This window comes from Aliidiomarina soli, from assembly GCF_003986975.1.
GTDB lineage: Bacteria > Pseudomonadota > Gammaproteobacteria > Enterobacterales > Alteromonadaceae > Aliidiomarina > Aliidiomarina soli.
This window is the reverse complement of record NZ_PIPO01000001.1, coordinates 109,637-122,098: the sequence shown is the minus strand read 5'-3', so window position 1 is coordinate 122,098 and position 12,462 is coordinate 109,637. Positions and strand designations below refer to the sequence as shown.

Annotated in this window: 11 protein-coding genes and 2 tRNA genes; all 13 read right to left on the bottom strand. The window is 51.0% G+C overall.

Annotation, left to right across the window (positions count from 1 at the left end; translation table 11 throughout):
- Nucleotides 1-40: 40 nt before the first annotated feature.
- Complete coding sequence (gene pnp, locus CWE14_RS00570) at nucleotides 41-2,143, bottom strand: polyribonucleotide nucleotidyltransferase (protein ID WP_126797609.1); 2,103 nt, start codon at nucleotides 2,141-2,143, stop codon at nucleotides 41-43.
- A 150-nt stretch (nucleotides 2,144-2,293) separates the two neighbouring features.
- Complete coding sequence (gene rpsO, locus CWE14_RS00565; protein ID WP_126788365.1) at nucleotides 2,294-2,563, bottom strand: 30S ribosomal protein S15; 270 nt, start codon at nucleotides 2,561-2,563, stop codon at nucleotides 2,294-2,296.
- A gap of 87 nt (nucleotides 2,564-2,650) precedes the next feature.
- The gene (gene truB / locus CWE14_RS00560; RefSeq protein WP_126797608.1) at nucleotides 2,651-3,586 is read right to left on the bottom strand and encodes a tRNA pseudouridine(55) synthase TruB; all 936 of its coding nucleotides are present in this window, start codon (nucleotides 3,584-3,586) and stop codon (nucleotides 2,651-2,653) included.
- On the bottom strand, nucleotides 3,587-3,982 hold the full coding sequence (rbfA, locus tag CWE14_RS00555) for a 30S ribosome-binding factor RbfA (RefSeq protein ID WP_126788367.1): 396 nt from the start codon (nucleotides 3,980-3,982) through the stop codon (nucleotides 3,587-3,589).
- 80 nt (nucleotides 3,983-4,062) lie between these two features.
- Nucleotides 4,063-6,744 (bottom strand): translation initiation factor IF-2, encoded by a 2,682-nt coding sequence (infB, locus tag CWE14_RS00550; protein ID WP_126797607.1) that lies wholly within the window; start codon nucleotides 6,742-6,744, stop codon nucleotides 4,063-4,065.
- A gap of 12 nt (nucleotides 6,745-6,756) precedes the next feature.
- Nucleotides 6,757-8,262 (bottom strand): transcription termination factor NusA, encoded by a 1,506-nt coding sequence (gene nusA / locus CWE14_RS00545; RefSeq protein ID WP_126797606.1) that lies wholly within the window; start codon nucleotides 8,260-8,262, stop codon nucleotides 6,757-6,759.
- 24 nt (nucleotides 8,263-8,286) lie between these two features.
- Nucleotides 8,287-8,715, bottom strand: coding sequence for a ribosome maturation factor RimP (gene rimP / locus CWE14_RS00540; RefSeq protein WP_420836629.1), 429 nt, complete (start codon nucleotides 8,713-8,715; stop codon nucleotides 8,287-8,289).
- 163 nt (nucleotides 8,716-8,878) lie between these two features.
- Nucleotides 8,879-8,955 (bottom strand) — tRNA-Met (locus tag CWE14_RS00535).
- A 61-nt stretch (nucleotides 8,956-9,016) separates the two neighbouring features.
- Nucleotides 9,017-9,103 (bottom strand) — tRNA-Leu (locus CWE14_RS00530).
- Between the two features lie 14 nt (nucleotides 9,104-9,117).
- Nucleotides 9,118-9,408, bottom strand: a complete 291-nt coding sequence (gene secG, locus CWE14_RS00525) for a preprotein translocase subunit SecG (protein ID WP_126797605.1) — start codon at nucleotides 9,406-9,408, stop codon at nucleotides 9,118-9,120.
- A gap of 8 nt (nucleotides 9,409-9,416) precedes the next feature.
- Nucleotides 9,417-10,157: a triose-phosphate isomerase gene (gene tpiA, locus CWE14_RS00520; protein ID WP_198676522.1), complete on the bottom strand. Its 741-nt coding sequence runs from the start codon at nucleotides 10,155-10,157 to the stop codon at nucleotides 9,417-9,419.
- Between the two features lie 141 nt (nucleotides 10,158-10,298).
- On the bottom strand, nucleotides 10,299-11,630 hold the full coding sequence (gene glmM, locus CWE14_RS00515) for a phosphoglucosamine mutase (protein WP_126797603.1): 1,332 nt from the start codon (nucleotides 11,628-11,630) through the stop codon (nucleotides 10,299-10,301).
- 5 nt (nucleotides 11,631-11,635) lie between these two features.
- On the bottom strand, nucleotides 11,636-12,448 hold the full coding sequence (folP, locus tag CWE14_RS00510) for a dihydropteroate synthase (RefSeq protein ID WP_126797602.1): 813 nt from the start codon (nucleotides 12,446-12,448) through the stop codon (nucleotides 11,636-11,638).
- Nucleotides 12,449-12,462 lie beyond the last annotated feature (14 nt).

Below are 12,462 nucleotides of genomic sequence, written 5' to 3'. Positions count from 1 at the left end.
GGTTTCCCACGCTGGCCTTATCAGAGACTACGTTAGTCGCTTATTCTTCAGTTGAAGGTGCTTTTTCAGCTGCTTCTTTCATGCTCAAACGCACACGACCCTGACGGTCAATTTCCAGTACCTTGACCGCAACGGTATCACCGACACTCATGTGATCAGCCACGTTTTCAACGCGCTCATCAGAGATTTGCGAGATATGAACCAGACCATCTTTACCTGGTAATACAGTCACGAACGCGCCGAAATCGACGATTCGAGCCACTTTACCCTGGTAGATACGACCGACTTCAACGTCTGCCGTGATCGCTTCAATACGAGCAACCGCTGCTTTTGCGTCTTCTTCTGACGTAGCTGCGATTTTAATCATACCGTCGTCATCAATTTCGATATTGGTGTTGGTTGATTCAGTCAGTTCACGAATCACTGCACCGCCTTTACCAATCACGTCACGGATTTTCTCAGGGTTAATCTTCATCATATGGAAACGTGGCGCATAGCTTGATACTTCATCACGTGCACCACTAAGTGCTTCGTCCATCACATTCAGAATGTGCAGGCGAGCAGCACGGGCCTGAGCCAGCGCTTTTTCCATAATGTCTTTGGTAATGCCTTCGATTTTGATGTCCATCTGCAGTGCAGTTACACCGTCGCGGCTACCAGCGACTTTAAAATCCATATCACCTAAATGATCTTCGTCACCAAGGATGTCAGAAAGCACCACGTAGTCGTCGCCTTCTTTCACCAGACCCATCGCAATACCAGCCACTGATGCTTTGATAGGCACACCAGCGTCCATCAATGCCAGTGACGTACCACAGACTGAAGCCATTGAGCTTGAACCATTTGATTCAGTGATCTCAGACACCACACGAATGGTGTACGGGAATTCATCCGAGTTTGGCATAACTGCCATCACACCGCGTTTCGCCAAACGACCATGGCCGATTTCACGACGCTTAGGTGAGCCGACAAAGCCAGTTTCACCAACGCTGTACGGAGGGAAGTTATAGTGCAACATAAAGCGTTCAGTGCGCGCACCCATGATTTCGTCAATGTTCTGACCATCACGCTCAGTACCCAAAGTCGCTACAACCAGAGCCTGGGTTTCACCACGGGTGAACACCGCTGAGCCGTGCGTACGCGGTAACACACCAGTCGACATATCCAGCGCACGAACCATATCTGGTTCACGGCCATCGATACGCGGCTCGCCCTTAATGATACGGCTGCGTACAACGTCACTTTCCAGATCATGGAAGAAGTTGCCGGCCGCTTTCTGGTCCAGCTCTTCAAATTTCGCTGCCAGTGCTTCCATCATCTCGCTACGTACCACGTTCAGCTTGTCACGGCGCTCTGATTTGTCAGTTACCAGGTACGCTTCGCCAATTTTAGCTTCAGCCAGTTCTTTCACTGCGCTTTTCAGTTCGTTGTCAACTGCAGGTGGCTGCCAGTCCCACGACGGGGTGTTTACTTCCGCAGCAAATTCTTTAATTGCTGTGACTGCCGCTTGCATTTGCTCATGGCCATACATCACCGCACCCAGCATCGCTTCTTCGCTCAGCAGGTTGGCTTCTGATTCAACCATCAATACGGCCGCTTCAGTACCAGCTACCACCAGATCCAGGTTCGACTCGGTCAGTTCGGTCGAGGTTGGGTTGAGAACGTATTCGTTGTTAACCACACCAACACGAGCAGCACCAATCGGGCCATTAAATGGCAAACCTGATACAGCTAACGCCGCAGACGTACCTAACAAGGCAACGATATCAGGCGCGATTTCAGGGTTCAGTGAAACAACAGTGGCGATAACCTGTACTTCGTTTTTAAACCCGTCAGGGAATAATGGACGAATTGGACGGTCAATCAGACGTGAGGTTAAGGTTTCGTTTTCAGTTGGGCGACCTTCACGCTTGAAGAAACCGCCTGGAATTTTACCGGCTGCGTAGGTACGCTCCTGGTAGTTTACCGTCAACGGGAAAAAGTCCATTCCCTCGTTCACGTCTTTTTTGCCCACTACGGTTACCAGAACCGCAGTGTCATCAATGCTTGCCAATACAGCACCAGAAGCCTGACGAGCAATGGCGCCAGTTTCTAATGTCACGGTGTGACGGCCGTACTGGAATTGTTTAGTTATAGGATTCACGTTGTCTTTTCCTTTACTTTTATGTTGGCCTTTTGTCCAAGGCCCTACTTTCACTTATTTCTCGCGACACAGTATAACGAAGTCGCGTATAAAATAAGAGCTGAAATACAAAAAAAGGGGCCATAAGGCCCCTTTTTTTAAGCAAACTGATTAACGACGCAGTTCCAGACGCTTGATCAGGTCTGCATAACGCTCGTTGCTCTTGCCTTTCAGGTAGTCCAGCAATTTACGACGCTGGCTAACCATACGCAACAAACCACGACGTGAATGGTGGTCATGGATGTGCTCTTTAAAGTGACCTTGTAGATGGTTGATTTGAGCGGTAAGCAAGGCTACCTGCACTTCAGGTGAACCTGTATCATTTTCAACACGGCCATAATCTTTAACGATCTGAGCTTTTACTTCTGCACTTAGTGACATAGTTATCTCCAAAAATTAGCCCAACCGATCACTAATTCAGCCGGGGATTAAAATCTTCGCGGATTATACGCATCCGCCAAGCCCTATTCAAGTATCAAATACAACAACCCGCTTCGGCCAGGCCCTTTTATCTTCGCGGTATTCGCCAACTCCCAAAAACAAGCCATGCTCATTTTCGACCCGCACCGCGGTTCCGGCCGGATACACGTCAGCGGTCACTGGCTGACCATGCAAAAACGCATTACCCTGCTCCAGTGCTGCCAGTATCACCGGTAGCCGTGCTACCGGACTGTCCAATGGCAATAGCTGAGCATCCAGGGCAGTATAATCAGGGGTCTCGGCTTCATTCGCCGTAGCCAGTTCAGCCAGTTCATCCACTGACAACATGGCTTCGGCCGGGTAATCTGCAACCGCACTGCGATGAAGCGCCTGCACGTGGGCCCCGCAACCAAGTAACTGACCAAGATCATCGACCAGCGAGCGAATGTAGGTACCCTTACTGCAGTGCACATCCAGCTCAATAAAATCATCGTTCCGCTGCAGTAGCTCAAGCCGGAATATTTGTATCGGTCGCGCCGGACGCTCAATGGTAATGCCATTGCGCGCATATTCGTACAATGGCTTTCCCTGGTGCTTTAATGCCGAAAACATCGATGGGACCTGCTCTATATCACCGCGAAACTGCTCCAGTGCTGCCGCTAACTGCTCGTCCGACACGTCCACCGGCTTGGTTTCCACCACAGTCCCATCAGCATCACTGGTATCCGTCCTTACGCCCAGCTGAGCCCGGACCTGATAGACTTTATCCGCATCCAGCAAAAACTGAGAGAACTTAGTCGCTTCACCAAGGCAGACTGGCAACATGCCGGTCGCCAAGGGGTCCAGCGCACCAGTGTGGCCTGCTTTTTGCGCGTTGTATAAACGTTTTACCTGTTGCAGCACCCGGTTGGATGACTCGCCCTGGTGCTTATTAACCAGTACGACACCATTTATCGGGCGACCTTTTTTACTTCGTCTTGCCACTTACTCGCCTTCCGTATCGCCAGCATCTTTTTTGCGTTGTGCATCGCGTTTGGTGGCTTCGCCCACCAGCTTCGCCATGCGGATCCCCTCATTCAATGACGGGTCGTATTCAAAGCGCAAATTAGGCGTAATACGTGCTTTCAGACGCTTACCCAGAATCGAACGAATATAGCCTGTGGCTTCGTTCAACACTTTGAGTGCTTCTTTGGTGCCCGCTTCATCCTCATTGAGGAAAGTGACAAAAACCTTGGCATAGGCCAAATCACGCGATACCTCGACATCTGAAACGGTCGGCATCACAACTCGCGGATCCTTTATTTCGCGTTGCAGGATCTGCGCAACTTCACGCTGCAACTGCTGTGAAAAGCGGTCCGTACGACTAAATTCTTTGGGCATTTTCGGCTCCTGTTAGATACACACATGGGGGCACGAGGCCCCCATGTTATCTTGATACTGTCGGTAAACGGGGTCTCAGCTTAGAGCGTACGCTCTACCTGAACCGTTTCAAAGACCTCAATCTGGTCACCAACTTTAACGTCGTTGTAGTTCTTCACGCCGATACCACATTCCATCCCATTACGGACTTCCTGGACATCGTCTTTAAAGCGACGCAGCGATTCCAGCTCACCTTCGTAAATAACAACGTTCTCACGCAGTACACGAATAGGCGCTGAGCGCTTAATGACACCTTCAGTTACCATACAACCGGCAATCGCGCCCAGTTTTGGTGACTTAAATACATCACGTACTTCCGCCAGGCCGATGATTTCCTGTCTGAACTCAGGAGCCAGCATGCCGGTCATCGCTTGTCTGATTTCGTCAATTACGTCGTAAATGATGCTGTAGTAACGCAGATCCACCTGCTCACGCTCAACTGCACGTTTCGCTGTAGCGTCTGCACGCACATTAAAACCAATCACAATCGCATTCGAAGCACCAGCCAAAGTAATATCAGTTTCGGTAATACCACCTACACCATTGCCGATAATATTGACCTTAACTTCGTCGGTCGACAGCTTCTGCAACGACTCTGAAATAGCTTCCAGTGAACCCTGAACATCAGCTTTAAGAACAATATTCAGCTCAGACACTTCGCCTTCCGCCATGTTGCTGAACATATTCTCCAGCTTGGCTTTCTGTTGACGCGCCAACTTCACATCACGGTATTTACCCTGACGATAGTTCGACACTTCGCGTGCTTTCTTCTCGTCACGGACGACCGTTACTTCGTCACCAGCTTGCGGCACACCTGAAAGACCCAGAATTTCAACTGGAATCGAAGGGCCGGCAGTATCGACATCTTTACCAATTTCATCACGCATCGCACGAACACGGCCGTATTCCAGGCCACATAGGACGATGTCACCTTTATGCAAGGTACCGCTCTGAACCAGAATTGAGGCAACCGGGCCACGTCCTTTATCCAGACGCGATTCAATCACCACACCCTGCGCCATGCCTGAGTCGTCTGCTTTAAGGTCAAGCAGTTCAGACTGTAGCAGGATAGCTTCAAGCAGTTCGTCAATACCCAGGCCTTCTTTCGCCGAAACATGTACGAACTGAACGTCGCCGCCCCATTCTTCAGACAAAACATTATGCTGAGAAAGTTCGGACTTAACCCGATCCGGATCCGCTTCTGGCTTATCCATTTTATTCACCGCAACCACCAGTGGTACGCCAGCGGCTCTCGCATGCTGAATACCTTCAATGGTTTGTGGCATCACACCGTCATCGGCCGCCACTACCAGAATAACCACATCGGTGGCTCCGGCTCCGCGTGCACGCATTGAGGTAAAGGCCGCGTGACCCGGGGTATCAAGGAAGGTGATCATGCCATGACCGGTGTCGACGTGGTAGGCACCGATATGCTGGGTAATACCACCCGCTTCACCGGCGGCTACTTTGGCTTTACGAATGTAATCAAGCAGCGATGTTTTACCATGGTCAACGTGGCCCATTACAGTCACTACCGGCGCACGAGGCTTCATCTCGCCCGCTTCCTGGCGATCATCCAGTACCGATTGTTCAAGCGCGTTGTCGTTAACCAATACCGCTTTGTGACCCAGCTCTTCCACCACCAGTACGGCGGTTTCCTGATCCAGAACCTGATTGATGGTCACCATTTCGCCCATCTTCATCATCGTCTTGATAACTTCGCCGGCCTTAATTGCCATGCGGTTTGCCAGTTCAGCAACGGTGATGGTTTCTGTAATACGCACATCGCGTTCAACTGGCGATGCTGGCTTTTGGAAGCCATGCTGCATAGTAGACGGGGCGCGCATTTTGCCACCTTTACGGCGACGTTCACGACGTGGAGCTTCCGCCCGCTCTTCGTCTTTGCGGCTACGTTTTTTCTTCGCCCGGCGCGCGCGACGCTCTTCTTCAGTATCCTGCTGGTCTTCTGCCTGTTTCGCAGTCTCAGAGGTGGTGAAGTGAACATCTTCCTGTTCCGCTTGCTTGCGTTTGGCTTCTTCTTCCTGCCAGCGTGATTCGTTTTCTTCAGCCAGGCGACGTGCTTCTTCAGCTTGCTTAATCGCTTCTGCTTCAGCTTTTTTCTTGGCTTCTTCTTCCTGAGCTTTACGCAGTTTTTCTTCCTCGGCTTTCGCTTCGTCTGCTTTTTTCAGCTCTTCTGGCGTCATCGCCGCACGAGCAGCTTTCTCAGCTTCTTCACGCTGTTTCTCTTTGCGTAGTTTTTCTGCTTTACGCTTCTCGTCTGCTTTGGCTTTTTCTTCCGCCGCTTTGCGCTCTGCTTCGGCTTTGGTCTTAGCCACTGCTTCTGCTTCCAGACGTGCTTTCTCTTCCGCTTCACGTTCAGCAGCCAGACGCTCTTCTTCTTCGCGAGCCAGCTCTTCCGCCGACGGACGTTTTACATAGGTGCGCTTTTTGCGTACTTCCACCTGCACAGCTTTCGACTTACCACCGCCACCTGGAACACTTAACGTACTCTTTGTTTTACGTTTTAACGTCATCCGTGCTGGCTCTGATGAACCCGCTCCGCCATGTTGCTTATTCAGGTGTGCAAGCAGCTTTTGCTTCTCATCTTCAGTCACACTGTCATCGGCTTTCTTGCTCATACCGGCTTCAGTAAACTGCGTTAACAACCGTTCAACGGAGGTCCCAATATCGCTGGCGAGCTTTTCTACTTTAACTTCTGCCATTTATTTCCCACCTCACTGACTATTTTCATCGTCGCTGAACCAGCAGATGTTACGAGCTTTCATAATCAGCTCGCCTGCCTTCTCAGCGCCTAAAGATTCTATCTCTGACAAGTCGTCAATCCCTTGCTCTGCCAGATCTTCCAGAGTTTTCACTCCGATTGCTGCCAGTTCAAAGGCCAGGTGCTTGTCCATGCCGTCTAAATCAAGCAATGCTTGCTCAGGCTCAGCACCTTCCAGCGACTCTTCAGTCGCCAACGCTTTGGTTGTCAGATAATCTTTTGCTCGAGTACGCAGTTCTTCAACTGTGTCCTCGTCCATGCCGTCAATCGCCAGTAACTCAGCGACTGGCACATAGGCAACTTCTTCCAACGAAGAGAACCCTTCGTCAATCAACACCCCTGCAAAGTCCTCATCAATGTCGAGGCCCGCGGTAAACAGCTGGGTTAATCGTGATGACTCTTCTTCATTGCGCACGTTGAAATCTTCAACAGTCATCACATTCAGTTCCCAGCCAGTTAACTGACTGGCTAAACGAATATTCTGACCATTACGACCAATCGCTTGCGCGAGATTGTCTGCTTCAACTGCAATTTCCATGGTTTTGGTTTCTTCGTCCATTACGATAGAAGCCACTTCCGCCGGGGACATTGCATTGATCACGAACTGCGCCGGGTTTTCGTCCCACAGGACGATATCCACCCGCTCGCCACCCAGCTCTCCGGAGACTGCCTGAACACGGGCACCGCGCATACCAACGCAGGCTCCAACCGGGTCAATCCGGCGATCATTACTTTTCACCGCAATTTTAGCACGCAGCCCTGGATCACGAGCTGCGCCCTTGATCTCAATCATTTCTTCGCCAATTTCCGGCACTTCAATGCGGAACAGCTCGATTAGAAAGTTCGGGTTAGTACGGCTGACAAATAACTGCGCACCACGCGATTCAGGACGTACTGCGTACAACAAACCACGCACCCGATCACCGGGTCGTACCATTTCCCGTGGCAGCATTTCCTCACGGAAAATAACCGCCTCGGCATTGTTACCCAGATCCAGAATAATATTATCACGGGTGGTTTTCTTGACGATACCGCTGATCAGTTCGCCGACCTGGTCTTCATATTCTTCAACCACCATGGCCCGTTCAGCTTCACGCACTTTCTGTACGATAACCTGCTTCGCCGTTTGGGTTGTGATGCGGTCAAATTTAATCGACTCAACCTGCTCTTCGACGTAGTCACCTAACTGCAGCTCTGGTTCATCGTACTGAGCAGCCGATAAGCTGATCTCAGCATATGGATTTTCCATCTGCGCGTCGTCAGGGACTATTTTCCAGCGACGAAAGGTATCAAAATCACCCGTTTGACGATCGATGTTTACGCGAACTTCAATTTCACCGTCATATTTTTTCTTTGTTGCTGTCGCAAGCGCTGATTCCAGTGCTTCGAAGATTTTGTCTCGAGGAACGGCCTTCTCATTCGACACCGCCTCTGCGACCATTAAAATTTCTTTATTCATGTTCGTGCCTCGCCAACGAAATCCTTAATCAAAATTCGGGACTAGATTTGCTTTCTTAATGGTAGCAACTTCTACGTCCAGGGTTTCCTCACCCACACCAAAAGTCACCGTGTTATCCACTACCGTTCGTATTACGCCAGTAAATTTACGTTTTCCTGCCACTGGAACACTCAGTACCACCTGGGCCATCTCACCTTGAAACTGCTCATAATGAGCGGCAGTGAACAATGGCCGGTCCATACCTGGTGATGACACTTCCAGGTTATATTCAACATTAATCGGGTCTTCTACATCCAGTACGGCACTCGCCTGACGGCTAACATGCGCGCAGTCATCCACCGAAATACCTTGCGGATGGTCTATATACACGCGCAAAGTGGAATGCTTGCCTGCACGGATAAATTCAATACCAACCAACTCGTAGTCCAGCGCTTCAACCGCCGGTGCCAACATGTTAGTCAAACGTTCAGTAATGGTCGCCAAGGCGTCCTCCAGAAATAAAAAAAGGGCCTAAAGCCCAGTTTTTGGTGACGATAATATTCTTCATCACAGGGCAGATAGCAAAAAGCCCCGCTTGCTCTGTCGGGGCTTCATACCAAACTGGGACCCTGTAAATTGGTTGCGGGGGCAGGATTCGAACCTACGACCTTCGGGTTATGAGCCCGACGAGCTACCAGACTGCTCCACCCCGCGTCCGATTACTTACCATTATACTAAAATGGCATATTTCTTCAATACCATAGGGTATTTGATTTGGTGCCGAAGACGAGACTTGAACTCGTACGCTCAGAAGAGCACCACCCCCTCAAGATGGCGTGTCTACCAATTCCACCACTTCGGCAAATTTTTTCTTACTTACATGTCATCCGGCAATGTTGGAACACTTAAATCGTTCCAGTCTTCTTCTACTGGGCCCGTTCCGGAAGCCAGGTTGCCAAGGATCAGGCTAAGCAGGAAGAAAGCCACTGCCAGAATAGTTGTAGTGCGGGTTAAAAAATTGCCCGAACCAGCAGAACCGAATACGGTGTTCGACCCACCAGAGCCAAAGGACGCCCCCATGTCAGCGCCTTTACCACGTTGCATCAGAATTAAAGCGATCAACGCGATAGCACAAAGTAAATACAATACTAAAAAAATCTCGTACATAAGTCTCGTTATCCTTTCACTGCGCTACAAATAGCGAGGAACTGGTCTGTATTCAGACTGGCACCACCGATAAGGCCGCCATCAATATCATCCTGTGCAAACAGGATCTCGGCGTTCTCAGGCTTAACACTACCACCGTACAGCAAGGCTAATTTGCTTGCCGCATCGGTATTAAAGGTTGCCACATACTGGCGAATGGCTGCATGGACCTCCTGAGCTTGCTCAGGCGTTGCTGTTTCACCAGTGCCGATGGCCCATACAGGTTCGTATGCCACCACCAGGCGATTAAAATCAACATCGTTGAGTACTGCACTCAACTGCGCTTTTACCACATCCAGCGTCTTTCCCGCTTCACGCTGCTGCAAAGTTTCCCCGACACACAACACAGCGGTAAGACCGGCCTGCTGAGCGAGTTGAACCTTTTTTGCTATCAGCGTGTCGTCTTCAGCAAATAAAGCACGACGCTCTGAGTGACCTAGCAGGACATATTTACAACCGACTTCAGCCAGCATCTCAGCTGCGATTTCACCGGTATACGCCCCGTTGCTATAAACACTGCAGTTTTGTCCGCCAACTTCAATATTGAGGCGCTGCGTGGCTGTTTCAAGGGCTGCCAGATACGGTGCTGGAGGGCAAATAACCACATCGGCTGAACAGCGAGCCGAAGCAAGCGCCGAGACCATGTCATCGACCAGCTTAAGGTTGCCGTTTAACTTCCAGTTTGCAATCACTAACGACTGTCGCATGATTTTCGCATCCCTTGTTCAAAGCGGCGCTGATAGTACCTAACCTCACCAGAAGTTACAAGCACCGCGCTTAAAAAAAGCGTGTCTTTGGACACGCTTTAATCACCCGGCAAGTAAATAGTTAACTACTTTGCGATTAACTACTTAGCTCGCTGCACTGACTTCTGAAGCGATCTGTTGGGCAAAGGCACGAACGGCTTTTTCATTGTTGCCTTCGACCATGACCCGGATCAGTGGCTCGGTGCCGGATTTACGCAATAAAACCCGTCCCTGACCAGCTAATGCCTGCTCGACTTCCTCCACCGCAGATTTCACATTATCAGCCTGCAATGGATCCTGGTCGCCGCTGTACTTCACGTTCACCAACTGCTGCGGCAGTTTGTGCATGCCTTCAAGTAAATCACGCAGCTGGCAATTCTTGCGTACCATCGCGGTGAGCATTTGCACACCGGCAATAATGCCATCGCCGGTGCTGTGGTACTGTAAATTAATCACGTGGCCAGAATTCTCGCCGCCGATGCTCCAGCCATTTTCACGCAAAGCTTCCATCACATGGCGGTCGCCAACTTTGGCCCGGACAAAAGGAATACCCAGGTCTTTCAGCGCCAGCTCCAGCCCCATATTGCTCATCAGCGTGCCGACCACGCCGCCATCCAGGTGGCCCGCCAGCATGGCTTCGCGCGCCAATGCAAAAACAATCTCGTCACCGTCGATGGTTCGCCCCTGAGCGTCAATCATCATAATCCGGTCACCATCCCCATCGAGCGCTACACCAAGCTGTGCTTTGTGGCTTACAACGGCTTCGCTAAGTGCCTTTAAGTTGGTTGCACCGCAGTCCTGGTTAATATTCAGCCCGTCCGGCTTGGCCCCAATTTCAATTACTTCAGCGCCTAGCTCACGAAATACATTGCCAGCAATGTGATAGGTCGCTCCATGTGCGCAGTCGACCACCATTTTGATCCCGGTAAATGAAATATCACCCGGACAGACGCTCTTACAAAATTCAATATAGCGACCCGGGGCATCGGTAATACGCGACGCGCGGCCCAGCTGTTCTGAGTCGACACAGGCCATCGGCTGGTCAATCATGGCCTCAATCGATGCTTCCAGTTGGTCGGAAAGCTTATGCCCGGTATCGGAGAAAAATTTAATGCCGTTGTCGTAATATGGATTGTGTGAAGCGCTGATCACAATCCCCGCCGAGGCGCGAAATGTACGGGTCAAATACGCGACTGCAGGCGTTGGCATAGGTCCTAACAGCTCGACATCGACGCCTGCTGCTGCAAGACCGGCTTCTAACGCAGACTCCAGCATATAACCAGAAATCCGCGTGTCTTTCCCAATCAACACCTTGGTGTTCCCTTCGGCGGCCAGCACCTTACCGGCAGCCCAGCCTAATTTGAGGACAAAATCCGGTGCCACCAGCTCGCTACCGACCCGGCCGCGGATCCCGTCTGTACCAAAATACTTCCCCATTGTAACTAATACTCCCCGGTTAACGTCGCCTGAACCACCTTAATGGCGTCCACGGTGGCTGCTACATCATGTACACGAATAATCTGCGCCCCTTTCATCGACGCAATGGTCGCCCCGGCAATGCTCGCGGCGAGGCGCTCATCGACGCTGCGACCCGTCACTGCCCCAAGCATCGACTTTCTCGACAGGCCGATCAACAGCGGCACATTCAGTTCGTGGAACGCCTGTAGGCGTTGTAGCAGTTGATAATTGTGACGCACAGTCTTACCAAAACCGAAGCCGGGGTCAAGCAGCAGACGCTCTTTCTCAATACCCTGCTGCTGACAGGCTTCCATACGTTGCTGCAAAAAGTCTTTGACCTCACACATCACATCATCATAATCCGGTGCCTCCTGCATGCTGCGCGGCTGTCCCTGCATGTGCATCAAGCACACCAGTGCCTTACTCTCGGCAGCCGCCTCCAGCGCGCCGGGTTCGCGCAGTGCACGAATATCGTTAATCATAGCTGCACCCGCGTTGACCGCTTCGCGCATTACACCCGCTTTGCTGGTATCAATGGAAATACGGGTATCAAAACGTTGCCGAATAGCGTCTATAACTGGAATTACCCGGTCCAGCTCCTGGTTCAGTTCGACATCCTTCGCACCCGGTCGGGTTGATTCTCCGCCGACATCAATCCAGCTCGCCCCTTCATCGAGCATGCGCTCGGTACGCCGCAATGCGTCGTCGATATGACTAAATTGTCCACCATCGGAAAATGAATCCGGGGTCACGTTCAGTATGCCCATTACCGCTGTTAACGTCTGTTTATCTCGCATGCGCTATCTCGTTG